Here is a 21814-nt window from a genome sequence, read left to right on the forward strand (position 1 = left end):
TACTTCCCCCACGTCCACCAGGCGGCGGGCGTAGGGCTTAAGGAAAGCCGGGTAATACCGAGATTCCCGATCCCTAGGGACCTTCAGGTCCACCTGGCCGAAGGTGGTCTCCAGCTTGCGGGGGTAGTAGCCGTTCCTGCGCCCCCCGTGCACCTGCAAGAAGGCTGTCCGGTCCAGCTCCAGAACCGTCTGCAGAACCTCGGCTACTGTCTCCCGCACCGCTTCCCTCAGCAAGATCCGCAAGGTATCCTGGTCCACGGGGCACCTCCTCGTTCCAAGGTGTGCCCCCCTATTAAACACGGACCCTTACACATAAATCCTTACACGACCGGGTCGCTGGTGGCTGGTTGTAGGGTTCAGCGGACTTGTGGCGTCCTGTCAGTTGGGCGGGGTTCAACCCTCCAGTGCATCCCCTTCGGATGGGGACCCCATCCCTCCTGCTCTGGCTGAATCTCTTGCTGTGGGTCTGAAGGTTTCCACGAGCGGGCTTAGTCCACAGGCGGCAAAAGGGAAGAGCTACAGGATTGCCAGGGAAATGGTCTACGATATGTCTGGCAAGCCGCTACACCACTTGATTCTATTGGGGCCTGGGACTGGCGAGTTCTGGGCAACCCTGAGTGCACCGGACCCAGAGCATGCCCTCTTTGCGGTTGGGGCCACGGATAAGCGTAGCTTCTTCTCCTTCATCATCCCTGCCAGCAGTTTCAAGAGCATAGTGGAAACCCGGGACCGGGCAGGCTCCTTTAAGCGGTTCCTCAGCCCCACCCCCGGGGTTCTCTACCTGGAAGACCGCAGTGGGCGCATCTGGGATACCACCACGGCGACCGAGGTGGACCCGGCGGTTGTAGAGCAGTGGAGAAAGGCACAGCGGACCCTCATTGAGCAGAGGCAAAAGGACGGCATCCTGGACAAGATGAAAGAAGACTGGGCAAGGGTCCTTGCCGAAGCCAGCGGACAGGGCCTTAGCCCTCAGAGCACCGGAGTACCGACCCTAAGGGCGCTTACCTTGCCTGACGGCAGTCTGGATGTAGAGGGGTTTTTGACCCTCCTGGAAACCCAGATGGCTTCCAGGGGTATAAGCCCGCAGTATGTCAACGAGCGGGCTTGGTGTATGGGCTGGTTCTGTGCTGGCATGGGCTATGCCAGTGTGGTGAGGGGAAACCGCTACAACGGCGACATTGCCAACGACAGCCTTTACAACCCCAATGACCCGCAGGATTGCTCCACGCAAAACAAATGCGACATTGCTAATGGTCTTTTAGAGGGAGACCCGTTTGGGAATGAGCAGACAATAGCAGAATATCGTTATCTGCCGGACGGTACTTGGGGTGCTTGGGATTTTGGTCCTAGCGGGCTAATGCGCCTGGACTATGTCGGTTGCGGCCCCATGTCCATAGTTCGGCTCTTCAACTGGTACGCCTTCCACCGGGAACGGTTTGGAAGCGGCCCCAATGTGCATTTCGTAACCGTGAACGGAAGACCGCCAAGCTCTGAAAGGGAGCTCGCCCAAATCATGTTCGACCCGGTGCTCCTCGGGACACGGGATGGCATCAACTACTACCAGCCCAGGATTGCCCGCTACACGGACACCTGGCATTTCATGGGGCAGGGTATGACCCGGGATACCAATATGATTCCTGGGGCCAACACATGGATTAGTTACCACGCCAGCCCAGAAGGGAAAAACTGGGAGATGCGGGGTAGCCACAAGGCATTTGTGAACCTGGCTTATGCTGGGTCAGTACTCACTGTCGTAGGTATACCAATCTCCCTGATTGACTTCTCCCAACACACCTGGCGTGTGCGGGACATTGTGCGGGGTAAGATTGGACGGGACAACGAACCTGTTATTGCCCTCTATGCTACTGGTCGTGCTTTGGGGCTTGAGGGCCACTACGCCATGTCCCAGGCATACATTGTGCACGAGGGTTGGTTTTCCGCCAGTGTCCTCCTGTGGACAACAAAAGGTGCGGGGGACATACCACAAGGGCGGTATGTCAATGTAACCGATATGGGCTCTTTCTACAGCGGAGCATACGGCATGTACCGGAGGTGAAAGAGATGAGGTCCCTCAGAACAGTTGGGTTTTTTGGGCTTCTTGCGGGCCTCTCCCTCCTGCTTACCGCTTGCCCGGGGTTTGTTCCTGAGCGTATTCCGAGTTTGTTCGTGATGTACGAAGCCGGGGGTGTTTGTCAGGGGGTGATGGTGACGAATCACATGGGGGAGCAGTGGCGGATGTGGAGTTATGATCGAGGCAATGAGGAGTTCGTAACACTTCTCCCCCCAGGCCAAACCGTGCGCATCCCAGACCCCTTACCTTACCCCGAAATCACACGGTACAGCTTGAAAGGGCCTCAACTCCTTCCTCTGGGCCAGAAGGTACCCATAGACATAAGCTGGCACTGCTTGCCGGATAGACCTCCCGAGAGGTTTACGAGGGAGATTGAGAACGACCCCTCCAGGTACCTGTATGTCAGGGAAGACCCCAGGGCACCCAGCGGATTGCGCATCTACCTGGTCCTGGGAGAGCCACCCCGACAGTGAAGACCAATGCCGCCTACGGGCTTGTCAGCCTGCTGGCTAAAGTGTTCGGACAGCTTCACCCAGGGGGTCTGTCCACTCATCCCCCCAAAGGAGCAGGGCTTCATGTAAGGCTTCCTCGGGGGACATGTGGTTTTCCCCTTGGGGGAAGAAGAGGTCTAGAACAGGCTTTGTAAGGCGTATACCTCCTCCTAAGGCTAAATACGCGGAAGGCACTTCTGGGTACAGGGCGATTTTTCCTTTACCGGGACATAGCGGCCGCACAGAACATCCTGGCAAAGGCTTAGGCGGAGCCTGCGGGGATTGTGGTGGCAGTAAATGCTCTACACGAACCGTGGTCACGGGCGTAGCCCGTATCTTGTAGCCCTGCTCTTTAGAGCGGGGAGTCGTCACCCTCCTTGCCACGCGGTTTTCATCTCCGGTGCCTATGCTAATAGGGATGCGGCGGGGGTTTCTCCTCCTCCTGGGGTTCGCCCTGCTCCTCCTCCTTTTGGCCTGGCCTTCCCTTTTGCGTCTTGCCGTGGAGCGGGGCCTGGTTCTGGCGGGCTTTAAGGGCCAGGTGCAGGAGGTGAGGGGGCACCTCCTCCTGGGGCTGCGCTTAAGGGGGGTGGTGCTTAAGGGGGAAGGGCTTGCCCTCGAGGCGGAGGAGGTGCGCCTGGGCTATGATCTATTGGGACTTCTTCGCAAGGAGCTTCCCGTATCCCTGGTGGTAAGGGGGGCTAAGGTCCGGCCCACCTGGGAGGCCTTGATCCCGGAGAAACCGGGGCCTCCCCCCGCCATCCGGGTGGTCTTCCGGCAACTCCGTTTGGAGGAGACCCAGGTGGAGCTTCCCAAGGGGGAAAGGCTCTTTCTGCCTCCCGTCCGCCTCACCCTACTGGGGGAAAACCCCTATACCTTCGTGGCCCGGCTCCCCGGGGGGAGCTTCCAGGGGGAGGCCAGGGCCCTGGCCCCGGACCTCTCCGCCTGGGAGGTGCGCTACCAGGGAGAGGTGCGGGGGCTTTCCTTCTTCTACGAGGGGCTGAAAGGGGGCAGGCTCTGGGGGAGCTGGCGCCTTGGGCCCGGAGGACTGGAGGGGGAGAACCGGGTAGAGGGCGGGGTGGTGGAGCTGGTGGGCTTCCTCCTCACCGGGGTCAAGGGGGAGGTGGCCTTCCGGGAGGACCGGGTGGAGGCCAGGCTTCAGGGGGTGGGCCTCGAGGGGCCCCTACAGGCCCAGGTGGAGGTGGACCTGGAGGCCCCCCGTTACCGCTTCCAGGTGGAAGGCCGCCCCAGGCTTCCCGCCCTGGCCCGGCACTTCGGCCTCGCCCTCCCCGTGGAGGGGGACGGGGCCTTGTGGCTTCGGGGGGAGGGGTGGGAGGCCCTGAGGCTCCTTGGGGGCTTCCAGGGGGAGGGCCGGCTTTGGGGGGAGCCCTTTCGCCACCGGGGACGCCTTTCCTTTGACCGGGTCTTCGCCCTGGGGGCGGAGGCCGAGGGGCGCCTTTTTGACCGCACCTACGCCCTGGCCCTGGACCTGAAGGGCGGGGGCTACCGCCTGGACTACCGGGACTCCCTGGGGAGCGCCCTCGGGCTTTTCGGGGAGGGAAGCGCGGTGCGGGGGGAGGGCCTGGCCGCCTGGCCCAGGCCCCTGGAGGGGCTCGCCCGGGTGGCCTTCCAGGGGGAGGGGAGGCGCTGGCGGCTTCGGGTGCAAAGCCCCGGGGTGCGCCTGCCCCTCTTCCGGCCCCTGGACCTCTCGGGGGAGGTGGCGGGAGAGGGGGGCAGGGTCGGGGGGCGGCTTGGGCCCCTCGCCCTGGAGGGCCCCTGGGAGGACCTGGCTCTGGCCCTCGGCCCGGTTCCCCTGGTGGTGGGGCGCCTGGAGGGGGAGGGCCGCCTCCGGGGGGGGCGCCTCGAGGCCAGGCTCCGCTACACCTCCCCCTACGCGGCCTTTCCCCTTTCCCTGCGCCAGGAGGGGACGGGCTTCCGCTTCCAAAGCCCCTACGGGGAAGGGAGCTACCGGGGCGGGGCCCTGGCCCTAAGGCTTAGGGGGCTTCCCATCCGGGCCCTGGACGCCCTGACCCTTTCCGGGGAGGCCTTGTACCGGGAGGGGGCCCTCTCGGGGAGGCTTCGCCTGGAGGGGCGCTACCTGGACCTGGAAGCGGCCCTTTGCGGCCTGGGGGCGGACCTAAAGGGGCGCCTCCAGACCCCCCTGGGGGCGCTTCCCCTGGCGGGGGCCTACGACCCCGGGGAGGGGCTTCGCCTGAGGGCCCAAGGCCTCCTCCTCACCTACCGGGAGGCTTTGCGCCTGCGGGGCGAGGCGGCCTTGGGCCCCTGGTCCATAGGGGCGGACCTGGCCCTTGGGGAGGGGTTTTCCGGCTCGGCCTGGGTGCGGGGGCCCTACGGGCTTGAGGGCCGCCTTCTGGGGGAGGGGAAGCGGCTTCGCCTCAGGCTTTCCGGGCCCCTGGAGGGGGAGGGGGAGGTCTTCCCCCGGCTCCAGGTGGAGGGCCGCTTGGCCCTCCCCTTGCCCGAGGGGCTGGAGCTTCCCCCCTTGGCCTTCCGCCTGGACCGGGAGGGGCTTGGGCTTCCCGGGGTGGGGCGGGTTTCCTTCCCGGAAGGGGCCTTCCGCCTGGACCTCCCCTTCCGCTACCGGGGGGAGGAGGGAAGGCTTTGGGGGGAAGGGAACCCCAAAGGGGGCTTTCTCCGCCTGACGACCCGGTACGGGGCCTTGGAGGGGAGGGGGCCCTGGGGAAGCCTGGCCCTCCTCGGGGAGGGGGAGGCGCCTTTCCTCGGGCCCTGGCGCTTCCGGGGGAGGGCGGACCTCCCGGGCCTCCGCTACGGGGGGGAGGCCTTCTGGCCCCGGGCGGGCCTCCGCCTGAGCCTCGCTGGGGAAGGGCTAAAGGGGCGCCTCCTGGGCCAGGCCCCGGGGCTTAGGGTCCTGGGGGGGTATGGGGAGGGGGTTAGCCTCCTCCTCCAGGCGGAGGGGTACGACCTCGCCCCCCTGGGCCTTCCCCTAAAGGCCTGGGGCACCTGGGGGACCAAGGGGGGAAGGCTTCGCCTGGAAAGCCCCTACGGGGAGGCCTCCTTTTTGGGGGAGGAGCTCCTTCGGGCCAGGGTGCGCCTCCTCGGCCCCTACGTGGAGGGGGAGGGGGAGGTCTCCCCTCAAGGGGCCGCCTTGGGCTTCCGGGCCCGCTACCTTGGGGAGGGGGTGGCGGTGGAGGCCTGGGGGGAGGGGGGTGGCCCCTGGGGGGACTTGCGCTTCCAGCTGGCGGGGGAGGCCCGGCTTCCCTACCAGAAGCCCCTCCCCTTCAGGGGAGAGGTCTGGACGGCGGGCGGGGTGGGCTACCGCCTGGAGGGGCCGGTCTCCCTGGAAGGGCAAGGCCTCCGCTACCGGGGGCGCCTGGACCTGCCCCTGGCCCTCCTGGGCAAGGAGGGGCGGGTCCTGGGGAGCTTCCAGGGGGAGGGCCTTCGCCTCCAGGGGGAAGGGGAGGGGGTGTGGGCGGGGCTTCCCTTCGCCTTCCAGGGAGGGTACGGGGAGGGGGCTTCCCTCCGCCTCCGCTTCCCAGGGGGCGAGGTGGCCTGGAGGGGGGAGGAGGTGGCCTTGGACCTCAAGGAGGTGGCCCCCCTGGCCCAGGCCCTGGGGGTTCCCCTGGAGGGCCAGGCGGAGGCCAGGCTCTCCTTGCGGGGGGAGGGGGAGGGGAAGGCCCTCTTGGGCTACGGCGGGGAGGTCCTGGAGGCCACCTACCGGGGCACCTCCCTGAGGCTCTTCCTCCCGAGGAGGGGGGTGGGCCTCGCCTGGGACTGGCGCACGGGGGAGGTGGAGGGCCTGGGGGAGGTTCAGGGCGGGGGCCTCCTGCGCCTTCCCCCGGGGAAGGTGGAGGGGCGCTTCGCCTACCGGGGCCTGGAGGTGGAGCTTTCCGGGCCCTTGGGGGCCTTGGACCTCCGGGCCCGCTACGCCGAGGAGGCCCTGGGGGAGACCCTCCTCACCGCCCGGCTGGACCTCTTGGCCCTAAGGGGGGAAGGGGAGGTGCGCCACGCCTCGGCCTACGCCCAGGGCCAGGCCCGGCTTTCCTGGGAGGGGCGCCGCTACCTCCTGGAGGGCCGCCTGAGGGGGCTTCGGTACCTGGAGGAGGAAGGGCCCTTCCGCTTGGAGGGGGAGGGGGAGCGCTTTGAGGCCCGGTGGGAAGCCCCCCTGGCCCTGGGGGCCCGCCGCGAGGGGGGGTGGACCCTCTGGGCCAAGGGGAAGGGGGAGGTCCTGGGCTTCCGGGTGGCGGCCGACCTCGCCTACGGGCCCGGGGGGTACCGGGGCGCCCTCGAGGCGGAGGGGAGAGGGCTTGTCCTCCTGGGGGAGGGGAAGGGGCCCTTGGGCCTTCGCCTGAGGGGGGAGGGCCTGGAGGCGGAGGCCACCCTGGAGGACCTCCGCCTTTTGGGGGAGGCCCGCTACGCCTACGCCCTGGGCCAGGCCCGCCTCGAGGCCCGGGCCCGCCTGGCGGGCACCCTCCCCAAGGTGGTCCTGGAGGGGGAGGGGGCCTTGGCGGGGCAGGGGGAGAGGCTTCCCTTCCGCTTCGCCTACCGCCCGGGGGAGGCCTGGGACGTGCGGGCCCTGGAGGCCTTCGGGGAGGCGGAGGGGTTCCACCTTGTTCTCAAGGAGGGGCGCCTTTCCCTGAGGCTGGACCGGGACCTGGCCCCCTTCGGCCTCCCCGTGCGCCTAAAAGCCCAGGGGGAGGGCTCCTGGGACGCCCCCTTCGGGGTGGTGCTGGAGGGGAAGGAGGGGAGGCTTTCCGGGGAGGTGGCCCTTTGGCCCCTCAGGGCAGAGCTTTCTGGGGAGGTTTTGGGGGAGGCCGTGTTCCTCCGCTATGGGGAGGCCCTCGCCCTTTCCTTCCTGGGCCCCCGCCTCCGGGGGGAGGCCCTTTACCGGGAGGGGCTTTCGGGGGCCTTGGCCCTCCGGTACCCCCTGCCGGGAGGGGGGGTTGAGGGGAGGGTGGACCTTGCCCGGGGCACCTGGAGCCTCGAGGGCCAGGGGGCCTGGCAAGGGAGGCTGGAGGGGGGCTTCTGCCTGCCCCCTCCCCTGGGGCCTTGCCCGGGGCTTCGGGCGGAGCTGAAGGGCGGCTTGGGGTACGGGGAGCTGGTCTTCACGGGGGCCTACCGCTACGCCGCCCGGGAGGGCTACCTGGGGGAGGTGGCCGGGGAGGGGACCCTCGCCACCCCCTACGGGGGCCTCCGCCTCCTCGGGCGGGGGCTCGGCCTGGACCTCCAGGGGGCGGACCTGCCCCTGGAGGGGCGGCTTGAGCTCAACCCCTTCCGCCTGGCCTACCGCTACCAGGGGGCCTTGCCCCGGGGCCTGGGGGAGCTTTCCGCCACGGGGGTCTACCCCGGGGCCTGGCTTTCCGGGAGGTACCGCCTGGGGGAGGTGGTCTTGGCCTTGGAGGGCCTCCCCGGCTTCCGGGTGGCCCTGGAGGGGGAGGGGCTTAAGGGGGAGGTGGGGCCTGAAGGGGTTTCCCTCGCCTTCACGGGCTTCCGCTACGGGCCCTTGGCCTTCACGGGGAAGGCCCAGGGGCCCTGGGCCGGGCTTCTTCTGGAGGGGACGCTTTTGGCCTGGGGGCGGAGGGCGGAGGTGGAAGGGAGCTGGAACGGGGAGGGCCTCCGCCTCGCCTTTTCCGGGGACCTGGAGGGGGAGGCGGCCTGGAAGGGGGTCTGGGCGGGGAGGCTCGGTTTCCGGGAAGGGTGGGTGGCCCTCTCGGGGCCAGGGGTCCCGGAGCTTGAGGGGGAGGTCTTGGGGGAGGCGGTGCGCCTCCGCTGGCCCAGGCTTGCGGTGGGGGGGCTTTGGCTGGACCTTGGGGCGCGGGAGGTGGGGGGCAGGGGGCGGCTCTTTTCCGCGCTGGTCCCGCAAGGGGTGGAGGCCTGGGGGGAGGGGGGAAGCCTCCGCCTCGCCTACCGCCTTCCCGGCCTTGGCCTCCCCTTGGAGGGGGAGGTGGACCTAAAGGACTTCTCCCTCGCCCTCACGAGCCCGGAAGGGGAGGGGAGCCTCCGCTACGGAGGGGGAAGGCTTTCGGGGAGGCTTTCCCTGGACCTCGGCGGCCTGGCCCTCACCCTCTTGGGGGAAGGGGACCGCCTGGGCCTTTTAGGAGAGCACGGCCCCTACCCCTGGTGGGCGGCGGGGGAGGGGAGGCTGGAGGGGGAGGTGGACCTCTCGGGGGCCTACCGGCTCGCTTACGCCGCCGGGCCCCAGCGCCTCACCCTCACGGGACGCCTCCTGGAGGCGGTCCTCGAGGCGGAGGGGCCCTACGCCTCGGGGCGGCTCACCTACCCGGCGGGCGGGGACCTCCGGGTAGACCTCCCCCTCCCCCCCCTGGAGGGCCGCTTCCGGGGCCGGGTGGGCGGGGAGGGCTACGGGGTGGAGGGGGTCTTGGAGGCCGGAGGCGGCCGGGTCCTCGTGGAGGGGAGGCTCCTTCCCTTGCGCGGGGAGCTCGTCCTGGAGGAGGCCGCTTTGGAGGACTTTGTGGCCCGGTACGCCCCCTACCTCCGGGGGAGGGTTTCGGGGAGGCTTCGGCTGGAGGGCCTGGAGGCCCGGGGTGCCCTCTCGGGGCGGGTGGAGGTGGCGGGGACCGCCCTTCCCTTCCGCTTCTCCGGCGACCTGGGGGTGGGGCTCGCCCGGGGGGAAGGGCAGCTCGGGGAGACCCCCTTCCGGCTGGACCTCGAGGCGGGCAGGCTGGACCTTAGGGCCTCCCCCCGGGCCTTCCCCCTGCACCTCCTCCTCGCGGCGGTGGCGGGGCCTCTGGAGGGGGAGGCCTACTGGACGGGGGAGGCCCGCCTCCGCCTGCCCCTCGCCGACCCCTGGGGGGGGCAGGGGGTCTTGGTGGGGGAAAGCCTGGTCTTCCGGGGAGGGGGGGACGAGCTTCGGGGTAGGGCGGCCCTCCGCTACGGAGGGAAGCGGCTTTACGTGGACCAGTTCCATCTTTCTGGCAAGGGCACCTGGGAGGGGAAGGGCTACTGGAGCCCCGAGGGGAGCGACCTCTACCTCGTCCTGCGGGACACGGTCTTCACCCCCGTCCTCCAGGTGGTGCCCGCCCTCAAGCCCTACCGCCCCGAGGGCTCGGGGACCCTGGTCCTGCGCCTTAAGGACGAGGGCTTCCAGGTGGACTTCCGGGACTTCCGCTTCCGCCTGGGGCCCGTGGCGGGTTACCTGCCCGAGGGCCTCCTTTCCCTGAACGGGGGGGCGAGGGCGGAAGGGGAGCTCCGCCTTTTAGCCCCCTTCCCGGGCCGGGCGAGGCTTGGCCTCGAGGGCAGCCTGAGCGGCTTCCGGGTGACGGCGAAGGGCGCCGTCTCCCTCCCCGGCCTCAAGGAGGACACCCCCGCGGAGGTGGCCTTCCGCTACCCCACCTACGGGGTGGAGATCCGCCTGGGGGAGGCTTTGGCCCAGGGCACCCTCTTCCCCTTGCGCCTTGCGGGGTACGGCCGCCTGCCCCTTTCCTACCCCCAGTACTACCTGCAGGAGGGCCTTTTGGACGTGAAGGGCTTCTTCCTCTACGAGGAGAAGGGCGCCTACCGCCTCACGGGAAACGCCGAGGTGGTGCGGGCCCGCCTGGCCCTGCCCGAGGGAAGCCCCCAAAGGCTCCAGGAGGGGGTGGCGGTGGGGGAGGGCAAGGCGGCCCTGCCCCTCTTCTTTGACGGCGTGCGCCTCTACGCGGAACGGGGCGTCCTGGTCCAGGAGAGCTTGGCCCAGGGGGAACTCAAGGGGGAGGTCTACCTGGGGGGAAGCTACCAGGACCCCTTCCTCACGGGGGAGGTGACCCCCCTTTGGGGGAACTTCCGGCTCTGGGACAGCCTCTTCGCCCTAGACCCCACGGGGAGCTCCCTCCGCTTCCGGCCGGACCGAGGCCTCCTCCCGGAGTTCGCCCTGAAGGCCCAGGCGGAAACCCGCGGCTACAAGGTGTTCCTGGAGGCCACGGGGGAGTTCTTGCGGGAAGGGGGCCGGGTCAAGGTCCGCCTCGAGCCCCGCTTCGCCTCCGAGCCCCCTTTGAGCGAGCCTGAGATCTACGCCCTCCTCACCCTGGGGACCCCGGACGTGGCCCGCCTCACGGAAACCCTCCCCCAAGTGGCCCTGGGGGCGGCCCTGGAGAACCTGGTCCTGGGCCAGCTGGAGAGGGAACTCTCCCGCGCCCTGGGCCTGGACCGCTTCCAGGTGCAGGTGCCCCTCCTCCAGGGGGGAGGGCTTGAGGAGACCCGCTTTTCCATCGGCAAGTACCTGAGCCCGGAGCTCTTCTTGGGCTACGAGGTGGACCTCCGGGGAGAGCAGACCTTCTCCGCCCAGTACCGCAGGGACGGCTTCACCTTCACCCTCTCCTCCACCTTCCTGCCGGGGGATGGGAGGCTCGCCCGCTTCGGCTTCGCCCTGGGCTACGATCTCACGGAGGCCCTGGGGGTTTCCTTGAGCCTCGAGGCCAACGACGCCGTCCGCTTCAGCGTGGGCGCGGCCTACCGGTGGTAGCATGGCCCCGGTATGCGCGCCTTGGCCAAGCTGGCCCCCGAGGAGGGCCTAACCCTGGTGGACCGCCCCGTGCCCGAGCCGGGCCCGGGGGAGATCCTGGTGCGGGTGGAGGCGGCGAGCATCTGCGGCACCGACCTCCACATCTGGAAGTGGGACGCCTGGGCCCGGGGGAGGATCAGGCCCCCCCTCGTCACCGGGCACGAGTTCAGCGGGGTGGTGGAGGCCGTGGGCCCCGGGGTGAAGCGCCCCCAGGTGGGGGACCACGTGAGCCTGGAAAGCCACATCGTCTGCCACGCCTGCCCCGCCTGCCGCACGGGGAACTACCACGTCTGCCTCAACACCCAGATCCTCGGGGTGGACCGGGACGGGGGCTTCGCCGAATACGTGGTGGTGCCCGCGGAGAACGCCTGGGTGAACCCCAAGGACCTCCCCTTTGAGGTGGCGGCCATCCTCGAGCCCTTCGGCAACGCCGTGCACACCGTCTACGCGGGAAGCGGGGTCTCGGGGAAGAGCGTCCTCATCACGGGGGCGGGCCCCATCGGCCTCATGGCGGCCATGGTGGCCCGGGCGAGCGGGGCGGGGCCCATCCTCGTCTCCGACCCGAACCCCTACCGCCTCGCCTTCGCCAGGCCCTACGCCGACCGGCTGGTGGACCCCTTAGAGGAGGACCTCCTGGAGGTGGTGCGCCGGGTGACGGGAAGCGGGGTGGAGGTGCTTTTGGAGTTTTCGGGGAACGAGGCCGCCATCCACCAGGGCCTCATGGCCCTCATCCCCGGGGGGGAGGCGAGGATTTTGGGGATCCCTTCCGACCCCATCCGCTTTGACCTGGCCGGGGAGCTCGTCATGCGGGGGATCACCGCCTTCGGCATCGCCGGGCGGAGGCTTTGGCAGACCTGGATGCAGGGCACCGCCTTGGTCTACTCGGGGAGGGTGGACCTAAGCCCCCTCATCACCCACCGCCTCCCCCTAAGCCGCTACCGGGAGGCCTTCGGCCTCCTGGCCTCGGGCCAGGCGGTGAAGGTGATCCTGGACCCTAGGGCCTAAAGCCGCCTTTCCGGGTCAGGGGAGAGGGGGCGTGGCTCCCCTCCCCCGTTAAGGCTTTTGTAAGCCCCCCTGGGGAGGATGGGAGTAAGGACCCCAGGGGTCCCGGAAAGGAGGCGGTATGCGTCAGGGCGAGAGGTATGGGCTTCTCGTTAGGGGCTGGCTTTGGGCAGGGCTTCTTTTGGGGCTTGCCGCCTGCAGCTTCCCCTTCAACTACGCGGTCAACGTCCTGGAGTACGCCGGCCTCTCGGGCACCTTCACGGTGGGGCAGGGGGGGATCAGCCCCAACCCCAAGACGGTGGGCCCCGTGGAGATCCGTTACACCCCCGACAGCCGGCTGAACCTCACGGGGGCCACCCTGGACTACAAGGTGTGCTTCACCTCGGAAACGCAGGGGGCCACCTTCCAGGGGAGTGTGGCCTACACCGCCTACCTGGGCGGGGACGCGGGAACGCTCTTCCAGGAAGCCAACAAACTGGCGGAGGGCACCAAGGAGGTCTCGGCCCTCTCCACGGGAGCGGTGTGCGTGGAGGGGTAGGCCCAGGCCACGGCGGCCCAGGTCCAGGCCTTGCAGAGCGGGACCTTCTACGTGGGGGCCAGGATCTCCGGGGACGCCACCAGCGCCCAGGAGGCCACGGTGCGCTACCGGACGGAGCGCTTCCTCCTTAGGCTTTCCGGGACGGCGCGCCCGTAGGGGTCTTCTTTGAACGTGGGCCCCGCCCTTGGGGCGGGGCCCGGCCTTGGGGTAGCCTCTTCCTCAAGGAGGGGTCATGCTGAGCCGTAGGCGGTTTCTTTTGGGGCTTTTGGGCCTAGGGCTTTCCCGGGCCCAGGGCTTGAGGGCCGAGGAGGTGGTGGGGGGCCTCGAGGTCCCCTGGGCCCTGGCCTTCCTGCCGGACGGGGGGATGCTCATCGCGGAGAGGCCCGGAAGGATCAGGCTCTTTAAGGAGGGGAGGCTTTCCACCTACGCCGAGCTATCCGTCTACCACCGGGGGGAGTCCGGGCTTTTGGGCCTCGCCCTCCACCCGAGGTTTCCCCGGGAACCCTACGTCTACGCCTACCGCACCGTGGAGGAAGGGGGGCTTAGGAACCAGGTGGTGCGCCTGAGGCACCAGGGGGAAAGGGGGGTCTTGGACCGGGTGGTCCTGGACGGGATCCCCGCCCGGCCCCACGGCCTCCACTCGGGAGGCCGCATCGCCTTCGGCCCGGACGGGATGCTTTACGTCACCACGGGGGAGGTCTACGAGCGGGAGATGGCCCAGGACCTTGCCTCCTTGGGGGGGAAGGTCCTCCGCCTCACCCCGGAAGGGGAGCCCGCCCCGGGAAACCCCTTCCTGGGGCGGAAGGGGGCGAGGCCCGAGGTGTATAGCCTCGGCCACCGCAACCCCCAGGGGCTTGCCTGGCACCCAAAGACCGGGGAGCTTTTTTCTAGCGAGCACGGGCCAAGCGGGGAAGAGGGCTTTGGCCACGACGAGGTGAACGTGATCGTCCCCGGGGGGAACTACGGCTGGCCCAGGGTGGTGGGGAGGGGGAACGACCCCCGGTACCGGGACCCCCTTTACGTCTGGCCCCAGGGCTTCCCCCTGGGGAACCTCGCCTTCTTCCGGGGGGACCTCTACGTGGCGGGCCTCCGGGGGCAGGCCCTTTTGAGGCTCGTCCTCGAGGGGGAGAAGGGCCGCTGGCGGGTTTCGCGGGTGGAGACCGCCCTTTCCGGCTTCGGCCGCCTGAGGGAGGTCCAGGTGGGCCCCGATGGGGCCCTTTACGTCACCACCTCCAACCGGGACGGAAGGGGCAGGGTGCGCCCCGGGGACGACCGGGTCATTCGCCTGGCGTAGACTTGGGCCTGTGGAGCGGGTCTTGCCTTTCCGGTGGGACGAGGGGGAAGGGGTCTTCTGGCTTCTGGACCAGAGGCGGCTTCCCCTCGAGGAGGTCTGGGTCCCGGTGCGCACCGCCAAGGAGATGGCCGAGGCCATAAGGGCCATGGTGGTGCGGGGGGCCCCGGCCATCGGGGTCTCGGCGGCCTTCGGCATGGTGCTGGCCCACCTTCGGGGGGAGGACCCCGTGGAGGCGGACCGCCTTCTTAGGCAAAGCCGCCCCACGGCGGTGAACCTCTTCTATGCCCTGGACCGCATGCGCCCTCACTGGGGGAGTGCGGAGGGAAGCCTAGAGGAGGCCAAGGCCCTCTGGCGGGAGGTGGAGGAGACGGAAGGGGCCATAAGCCGCCACGGGGCCAGGGTCTTAAGGGGCCAGGTCCTCACCCACTGCAACACGGGGCCTTTGGCCACCGGGGGCTTTGGCACCGCCCTTGGGGCCATCCTCGAGGCCCACCGCCAGGGGCGGGTCACCCACGTCTGGGTGGACGAGACGAGGCCCTACCTCCAAGGGGCCCGCCTCACCGCCTTTGAGCTCATGAAGGCCGGGGTCCCCGCCACCCTCATCGCCGACAGCATGGCGGGGTTTCTCATGGCCCAAGGAAGGGTGGACGCGGTCATCGTGGGGGTGGACCGCATGGCCCTAAACGGCGACTTCGCCAACAAGATCGGCACCTACGCCCTGGCGGTCCTCGCGCGCCACCACGGCATCCCCTTCTACGCCGCCTTGCCCCTTTCCTCCGTGGACCCAAACCTCCCAACCGGGGAGGGCATCCCCATTGAAGAGCGCCCCCCCGAGGAGGTCCTGGAGCTAAAGGGGGTGCGCCTCGCCCCTTTGGGCTTTCCCGCCTACCACCCCGCCTTTGACCTGACCCCCCACCGCTACCTCACCGGCATCGTCACCGAGAAGGGAGTCCTCTACCCCCCCTTTGACGAGGCCTTACGGGATGCTTTGGGGCTTGCTTGAAGGGCTCTTGGGCCACGCCTGCCCGGGATGCGGGGGGAGGCTGGACCGGCCCCTCCTCTGCGCCTCCTGCCGGGGGGAGCTTAGGCCCTGGGCGCGGGAGGGGATGGTCTACCTGGGCCCCTACGCCCGCTGGGGAGGGCTTGCCCGGGCCCTCAAGTACGGCCGCCGCTTCGGCCTCGCCCTCCTTCTCGCCCGCCCCCTGGCGGAAGGGGTGCGGGAGGCGGGCTGGGGCCTCTGTGGGGTGACGGCGGTGCCCACCCTCCTCCCCCGGCTTCTCCTCCGGGGCTATAACCCCCCTGAGCTCCTCGCCAAGGAGGTGGCCCGCCTCCTCGGCCTCCCCTACCGGAGGGCCCTTCGCCGGGTGCGCTACGCCCCGAGCCAGCCCACCCGGGGCCGGGCCCGCCATAAGCTTCCCGGGGACCTCTTCGCCCCCGCCCTCCGGGTGGAAGGCCCCTGGCTTTTGGTGGACGACGTCCTCACCAGCGGGGCCACCTTCTTAAGGGCCAAGGAGGCCCTCCTCCTCGCGGGGGCGAGCCGGGTCTACGGGGCCTTCCTCGCCGTGAAAGACCCCGAGGCCCTGGGGCCTTACCGCTAGGCCACATTCCCCGGGAGGCGTTCCCCTAGACTGGGGCGTAAGGGGGTGGTTCCCCGTGAAGAAACCCCGCCTCCGCCGCCTCCCGGACCTCCTTCCCTACCTCAAGGAAGGCCGCTACCGCCTGGGCCCCCACGTGGCCAAGCACATGCTCCAGGAGGGCTTCACGGAGCTGGACGTCCTCCGGGCCTTGGAGTGGGGGAGGGAGCTTGCCATCTACCCCGAGGACCAGCGGATGCTGGTCCTGGGCTACATGGTCTTCCCCCCAAGGCTTCGGCTTCCCCTCCACGTGGTCCTGGAGTACGCCACCCCCCGCCAGGTGGACATCGTCACCGCCTTCATTCCCAAGGAGCCCTACCGGGTCTACTCCAGGCGGCGCCTCGCCGCCCTTCTCCGCCACGACCGGGCCTTGGAGGAGGTGCGCTGGACCAAGCCCCTGGACCTCTACCCCGCCTGGGAGTAGCACTGGGGGCAGCGGCCGTAGACCGTCACCTCGTGGGCCTCCGCCAGGAAGCCTGGCGGCAGGTGGGTGAGGGCCAGGTCGCACCCCGAAAGCTCGTACACCCGGCCGCAGGCCCGGCAGAGGAAGTGGTGGTGGTGGGCCTGGCCTGCCCGCTCGTACCTCGGGGGCTCCCCGGGCAGGGCCACGGGGACCAAGAAGCCTTCCTCCAGCAGGTTCTTCAGGTTGCGGTAGACGGTGGCCAGGCCCAGGGAGGGCACCTTCTTGCGGGCAAGCTCCAGCACCTCCTGGGGGGAGAGGGGGCGGCCCGCCTCCAGGAAGGCCTCCCGGATGGCCCGCCGCTGGCGGGTGGAGCGCTCCATGCCCTTAAGATACCTAACTTGAGAAGAAATTTTCATCCTCCTGGGGTACAGTGGCCCCATGCGCGGCCTTTGGATCCTCTTCCTCTGGTCCTTCGCCCTGGCCCAGGGGGCGGGGGAGTACCTCTTGGGGCGGATCCTCGCCCTGGACCCGGCGAAGGGGGTGGCCCAGGTGGAGGTCCAGGGGAGGGTGGAGGAGGCCCTCCTCCCCACGGACGCCGGGGGCTTCGGGGTGGGCCTGCGGGTGGTCCTCTACCGGGAGGGGGGAAGGCTTTACGTGGCCGAGCCCGACCGGATGCCCTGGCTTCTTGGGCTTTTGGGCCTCTTCGCCCTCATGGCGGCCCTGCTGGGGCGGGCCAAGGGGGTGCGGGGGCTTATCGGCACCCTCTTGAGCCTCCTGGTGGTGGTCTACCTGGTGGTGCCCAAGGTGGCCTCCGGGGGGAACCCCCTCCTTTACGCCCTCCTGGGGAGCCTAGGGGTGCTCCTCCTCACCGTCTACCTCGTCCACGGGGTCAACCGCAAGACCACCGCGGCCCTTCTCGGCGTCCTGGGGGCGGTGCTTCTGGTCCTTGCCTTGAGCGCCTTCTTCGTCCGGGCCATGGGCTTCACCGGCCTCGCCTCCGAGGAGGCCCTCCTTCTCCGCCAGTGGGGCGGGGTGGACCTCCTCTCCCTCTTCCTGGCCGGGGTGGTGGTGGGGGCCTTGGGGGCCCTCACCGACGTGAGCGTGACCCAGGCGGCGGTGGTCCAGGCCCTGGCCCACGCCAACCCCCACCTGGGGTTTTACGAGCTCTACCGCCGGGGGATGGAGGTGGGCTACGACCACATCGGGAGCCTGGTGAACACCCTGGTCCTGGCCTACGCCGCGGGGTCTTTGCCCCTTTTCCTCCTCCTCACCAAGGACCCCACCCCCTTGCGCTTCCTCCTGAACACCGAGCCCTTCGCCGCGGAGATCGCCGCCATGGTCTTGGGCTCCTTGGGGCTTCTTTTGGCGGTTCCCCTCACCACCTTGGTGGCGGCCTGGTTCTTCCAGGGGGGGAAGGGGGAGGCCCCAAGGGACCCCGGGCACGTCCACTGAGGCCCAAAGGGGCCCCCGTCCGGTGGGGTGCGTAGAATGGGGGCGTGCGCCTATTGCACACCGCCGACTGGCATTTGGGAAAGGTGTTGAAGGGCATAGACCGCACCCCCGAGATCGGGGAGGCTCTGAAGGACCTCCTGGAGATCGTGCGCAAGGAGAGGGTGGACCTGGTGGTGGTGGCCGGGGACCTCTTTGACCGGCCCCAGGTCTCCGCCGAGGCCGAGGCCTTGGCCGTGGAGTTTTTCCTGCGTCTGAAGGAGCTCCACGTGCCCGCCTTGGTCATCGCCGGGAACCACGACCCCAAGGAGCGCCTCGAGGCCCTCTCCCCCCTTCTGGCCCTGGCCGGGGCGGCGGTGCGGGGGAGGCTCCTTTTGCGGGAGGAGGGAGGGGTGGTGGAGGTCCAGGGGGTGCGGGCCGCCCTCCTGCCCTTCGTCTCCGAGAGGGTTTTGGTGAAGCGGCTTTGGCAGGAGGCGGAGGAGCGCCACCGCACCTACGCCGAGGCCATGCGGCGGGTCCTGGCCAACCTGGAAAGCCCCCTGATGCTGGCCCACTTCGCCCTGGAGGGGGTGCGGCCCGGGGGCGGGGAGTTTTTCTTCCACCTGGCCGGGTCCTACGCCGTGCCCCCCTCGGTCCTCCCCTTAGGGGCCCGCTACCTGGCCCTGGGGCACATCCACCGCCAGGGGCAGGTCTCCGAGGCCCCGTTGGCCTGGTACGCGGGAAGCCTCGTCCAGCTGGACTTCGGCGAGGGGGAGGAGGCAAAGAGGGGGGCGCTCCTCGTGGAGCTTCCCCCAAACGGGCCTCCCCGGGTGCACCCCATCCCCGGGCGCTGGGGGAAGCCCCTTAGGACCTTCCGCCTGAAGAAGGAGGAGCTGGACGGAAGGTTTTCCGAGCTGGAGCGCTTTCCCGGCTACCTCCGGGTGGTGGTGGAGGGGAGGCTTTCCCCGGCGGAGAAGGAGCGGTTTTACCGGGCCCTTCCCCACCTCCTGGCCCTGGAGGCCCTCGGGGAGCCCAGGGAGGAGGTGGGGGGAGAAGCCCCCGAGCTTGGCCTGGTGGAGGCCTACGGCCGCTACCTGGAGGAGCGGAACCGCAAGGAGGAGGCCCTTCTCGCCAGGTTTGGGGAGGTGCTTCGCGAGGTGGAGCGTGAGGCCCTGGAAGTTGGAGCTTGAAGGCTTCGGCCCCTACCGGGAGAAGCAGGAGGTGGACTTCTCCGAGGTGGAGCTTTTCGCCATCACCGGCCCCACGGGAAGCGGCAAGAGCACCCTTCTGGACGCCATCGCCTTCGCCCTCTACGGCCGGGTTCCCCGGGTGGGGCGGAACGTGAAGGACCTCGTCCACCCCGCGGCGAGCGAGGCCCGGGTGCGCCTCACCTTCGCCGTGGGGGAAAGGCTTTACCGGGTGGAGCGGGTGCGGGGCAAGAAGAGCGAGGCCCGGCTCTTTGAGGGGGAGCGGCTTGTCCCTCTGGAGGGCCTCGAGGACGTGAACCGCGCCCTGGAGGGGCTTTTGGGCCTATCCTACGAGGCCTTCACCCGGGCCCTCCTCCTGCCCCAGGGGGAGTTTGACCGCTTCTTGAAGGGGGAGGCCAAGGAGAGGCGGCAGCTTCTCATGGACCTCTTTGAGCTCTCCCGCCTGAAGCGGGCCCGGGAGAAGGCGGCCAAGGAGCGGGACCGCCTCAAGGAGGAGAAGGACCGCCTGGAGGGGGAGCTTCGGGGCCTTCAGGAGGCCACGCCGGAGGCCCTGGAGGCCCTGGGGGAGGCCCTGGAGGCCCTGAGGCGGGAGGAGGAGGACCTAAAGGGGGAAAAGAGGCGCCTGGAGGGCGCCCTGAAGGAGGCCGAAGGCCTTCTGGAAAGGGTTCGGGAAAGGTCCCTTCTGGAGGCGCGCCGGGCCAGGCTCCTCACCGAGAGGCCGGAGATAGATGACCTCCGCCACCGCCTGCGCAAAGCCGAGGAGGCGGCGAGGGCCCTGCCCCTTTGGGAGCGGCGAAGGAGGTGGGCGGAGGCCCTGGGCAAGACGGAGGAAGCCCTTTCCCAAGCCGAAGGGCGCCTGGAAGAGCTAGAGGCCCAGGTCCAGGCTTTGGCCTTTGACCCCGAGGCCCTGAAGGAGGCCCGGGAGAGGCTTCAAGAGGGGCAGGGGCTTAAGGCCCTCGAGGCCCTCTGGCGCAAGGTGGCCCCCGCCTTCCCGGAGGGCCTAGAAGGGGTTCCCCTCCCTCCCGGGGCGCCCGATCCCGAGGGCCTGGAGCGGCTTTTGGAGGAGGAGGCCTCCCTCCAAAGGGCCCGGGAGCTCCTTCGGCGCCTGGAGGAGCGGAAGGCCTCGCTGAAGGAGGCCCAGGAGGCCCTTTCGGCCTTGGAGCGCCAGGGCAAGGCCCAGCGGGAGGAGGTGGAGGGCCTAAAGGCCCGCCTCCAGGGGGCCTGGGCCCACCGCCTGGCCCAGGTGGAGGCGGCCCTCGCCGGCTTGAAGGCCGAGGAGGAGGCCTTGCGGGAGGCCCTGGAGGCCTTGCGGCGGGAGGAGCGCCGCCTGGGCCTCCTCGCCTACCACGACCTCCTCCGCCCCGGGGAGCCCTGCCCCCTCTGCGGGGGGGTGGTCCACCGGGTTCCGGAAAGGCCCTCCGGCCGCGACCTGGAGGGGGAGCGGAAGGGGCTTCTGGACCGCCTGGGGGCGCTTGAGCGCAGGCGGGGAGGCCTCCTCGCCGAGCGGGAGGCCCTTCTTGGCCTCCTGGGGGAGGCCAGGCCTGAGCCCCTCCCCGCCGACCCCAAGGCCCTGGAGGAGGACCTCAGGAAGGCGGAGGAGAGGCTTTCCCACCTCAGGGAGGCCTACAGGGAAGGGAAGGGCCGGGTGCAGGCCCTCTTGGAGGAGGTCCAGGCCTTAAAGGACCAGGTGGCCCGGGAGGGCCTGGGGACCCTGGACGAGGTGGAGGCGAGGCTTTCCGCCCTCAAGGAGGAAAAGGCCGCCTTGGCCGCGGGGCTTTACCGCCACCTGGAGGAGAAGACGGGGGGCCTCGGGGTGGAGCGGCACCTGAAGGCCCTGGAGGCCCGGGTCCGGGAGCTGGAGGCGCGGGAGGGGCGGCAGAAGTCCCTGGAAGAGGAGGTCCACCGGCTCCAGAGCGAGATTTCCGCCCTGAAGGCCCGCAAGGAGGAGCAGGCCCAGGCCCTGGAGGAGGCCCAGGCCGCGGTGCAGGGGCTCATGCCCGAGGAGGAGGCCAGGGCCTTCGCCCTCCCAGAGGAGGCGAGGCAGGCCCTGGAAGCCCGGGTCCAGGCCCACGAGAAGGAGTGGGAGGAGGTGGAGGCCCGCCTGCGGGCCCTTCCCCCTCTCCCCCCGGTTTCCCCCGCCGAGGCGGAGAAGGAGGTGAAGGCCCTCCGCGAGGGCCTGGAGGCCCTCGCGGCCAGGCTTCAGGACCTCGGCAAGGAGATCGGCGCCAAGGAGGTCCAGCTGGAAGGCCTGCGGAAGGACCTAAAGCGCCGCCAGGCCCTGGAGGCCCGCCTGGCGGAGGTGGTGCGGGAGATGGCCCTCTGGGAGAAGCTCGCCTGGGACCTCCAGGAGAACAACTTCCCCGAGTACCTTTTGGACCTCAAGCAGAAGGACCTCCTCGCCCGGGCCGACGGCTTCCTCGCCCACCTCTCGGGCGGGCGGTACCGCCTGCGGGTCCAAGGAGGGGAGTACGGGGTGCTGGACCTCTGGACGGAGGCCGAGCGCCCCGTGAAGACCCTCTCCGGGGGAGAGAGCTTCTTGGCGAGCCTCTCCTTGGCCCTGGCCCTTTCCGAGGAGCTTTCCCGGGGGAGGCTTGGGGCCCTCTTCCTGGACGAGGGCTTCGGCACCCTGGACCCCGAGACCCTGGAGGCGGTGGCGGGGGTCCTCGAGGCCCTCCCCACCCGGGGGCGGCTCGTGGGCATCGTCACCCACGTGGAGGCCCTGGCGGAGAGGCTCCCCGCCCGGCTTAGGGTGCGCAAGCACCCCTCGGGAAGCCGGGTGGAGTGGGTTTGAGCCCACCCCATGGGGCGTTTGTCCCTGGCGGGCCCCTGCCCCGGGGAGGTATCCTGGGCTTGCCCGGTTGAGGTGAGGAGGTGCGCCGTGAAAAAGGCCAAGGACATCATGTCCACCGAGGTGGTGAGGATCCAGGGCTCGGCCACGGTGAAGGAGGCCATCAACCTCATGAAGGAGACGGGCCTGCGCGCCCTCATCGTGGACCGCCGCAACGAGGAGGACGCCTACGGCATCGTCACCGAAACCGACATCGTCTACAAGGTCATCGCCTACGGCAAGGACCCCTCCACCGTCCAGGTGCACGAGATCATGACCAAGCCCGTGATCGCGGTGAACCCCGACCTGGCCGTGGAGTACGTGGCCCGCCTCTTCGCCAACACCGGCATCCGCCGCGCCCCGGTGATCCAGGGGGAGGTGCTGGGCATCGTTTCGGTGACGGATATCCTCCGCAAGGCGGTCTTCTGAGGGTGGCCGCCACGGG

At 69.6% G+C, this 21814-nt stretch carries 15 protein-coding genes; 13 read left to right on the forward strand and 2 right to left on the reverse strand.

The window, feature by feature from the left end; genetic code table 11:
- Positions 1-300, reverse strand: a 300-nt coding sequence (locus BLP62_RS02345; protein WP_176758123.1) for a transposase, incomplete at its 3' end; no start/stop codon positions are given.
- A 160-nt stretch (positions 301-460) separates the two neighbouring features.
- On the opposite strand from BLP62_RS02345, the gene BLP62_RS02350 reads away from it, so the two are divergent.
- From BLP62_RS02350 to BLP62_RS02390, 9 genes are all read left to right on the forward strand, one after another.
- On the forward strand, positions 461-2056 hold the full coding sequence (locus BLP62_RS02350) for a hypothetical protein (RefSeq protein WP_241374125.1): 1596 nt from the start codon (positions 461-463) through the stop codon (positions 2054-2056).
- A 924-nt stretch (positions 2057-2980) separates the two neighbouring features.
- Complete coding sequence (locus BLP62_RS02355; protein ID WP_093005474.1) at positions 2981-10996, forward strand: translocation/assembly module TamB domain-containing protein; 8016 nt, start codon at positions 2981-2983, stop codon at positions 10994-10996.
- 12 nt (positions 10997-11008) lie between these two features.
- Positions 11009-12040: an L-threonine 3-dehydrogenase gene (tdh, locus tag BLP62_RS02360; RefSeq protein WP_093005483.1), complete on the forward strand. Its 1032-nt coding sequence runs from the start codon at positions 11009-11011 to the stop codon at positions 12038-12040.
- A gap of 118 nt (positions 12041-12158) precedes the next feature.
- Positions 12159-12575, forward strand: coding sequence for a hypothetical protein (locus tag BLP62_RS13945; RefSeq protein ID WP_241374126.1), 417 nt, complete (start codon positions 12159-12161; stop codon positions 12573-12575).
- Between the two features lie 30 nt (positions 12576-12605).
- Positions 12606-12731, forward strand: a complete 126-nt coding sequence (locus BLP62_RS14305; protein ID WP_277621115.1) for a hypothetical protein — start codon at positions 12606-12608, stop codon at positions 12729-12731.
- A 76-nt stretch (positions 12732-12807) separates the two neighbouring features.
- Positions 12808-13869: a PQQ-dependent sugar dehydrogenase gene (locus tag BLP62_RS02375; RefSeq protein WP_176758124.1), complete on the forward strand. Its 1062-nt coding sequence runs from the start codon at positions 12808-12810 to the stop codon at positions 13867-13869.
- Between the two features lie 10 nt (positions 13870-13879).
- Positions 13880-14872, forward strand: coding sequence for an S-methyl-5-thioribose-1-phosphate isomerase (mtnA, locus tag BLP62_RS02380; protein WP_093005487.1), 993 nt, complete (start codon positions 13880-13882; stop codon positions 14870-14872).
- Complete coding sequence (locus BLP62_RS02385; protein WP_093005489.1) at positions 14853-15467, forward strand: ComF family protein; 615 nt, start codon at positions 14853-14855, stop codon at positions 15465-15467. The genes mtnA and BLP62_RS02385 overlap by 20 nt, the downstream gene beginning before the upstream one ends.
- Positions 15468-15522: 55 nt before the next feature.
- Entirely contained in the window at positions 15523-15927 is a 405-nt protein-coding gene (locus BLP62_RS02390) for a DUF4258 domain-containing protein (RefSeq protein WP_093005491.1), read from the forward strand.
- Here the strand turns inward: BLP62_RS02390 and BLP62_RS02395 are convergent.
- On the reverse strand, positions 15909-16286 hold the full coding sequence (locus BLP62_RS02395; protein WP_093005493.1) for a zinc uptake transcriptional regulator: 378 nt from the start codon (positions 16284-16286) through the stop codon (positions 15909-15911). The two genes, BLP62_RS02390 and BLP62_RS02395, sit on opposite strands and share 19 nt — an antisense overlap.
- 58 nt (positions 16287-16344) lie before the next feature.
- Between BLP62_RS02395 and BLP62_RS02400 the strand changes: the two genes are divergently transcribed.
- The 4 genes from BLP62_RS02400 to BLP62_RS02415 all read left to right on the forward strand — a co-directional run bounded on the left by BLP62_RS02400 (position 16345) and on the right by BLP62_RS02415 (position 21798).
- The gene (locus BLP62_RS02400; RefSeq protein ID WP_093005495.1) at positions 16345-17358 is read left to right on the forward strand and encodes a YibE/F family protein; all 1014 of its coding nucleotides are present in this window, start codon (positions 16345-16347) and stop codon (positions 17356-17358) included.
- A 44-nt stretch (positions 17359-17402) separates the two neighbouring features.
- Positions 17403-18524 (forward strand): metallophosphoesterase family protein, encoded by a 1122-nt coding sequence (locus BLP62_RS02405; RefSeq protein ID WP_093005497.1) that lies wholly within the window; start codon positions 17403-17405, stop codon positions 18522-18524.
- Entirely contained in the window at positions 18499-21333 is a 2835-nt protein-coding gene (locus BLP62_RS02410; RefSeq protein WP_093005499.1) for an AAA family ATPase, read from the forward strand. The genes BLP62_RS02405 and BLP62_RS02410 overlap by 26 nt, the downstream gene beginning before the upstream one ends.
- 87 nt (positions 21334-21420) lie before the next feature.
- A complete protein-coding gene (locus BLP62_RS02415) occupies positions 21421-21798 on the forward strand; it encodes a CBS domain-containing protein (RefSeq protein WP_093005501.1) in 378 nt (125 codons plus the stop codon).
- The last annotated feature ends 16 nt before the right edge of the window (positions 21799-21814 follow it).

Origin of the sequence: Thermus arciformis (assembly GCF_900102145.1) — a bacterium.
Taxonomy (GTDB): Bacteria; Deinococcota; Deinococci; order Deinococcales; family Thermaceae; genus Thermus; species Thermus arciformis.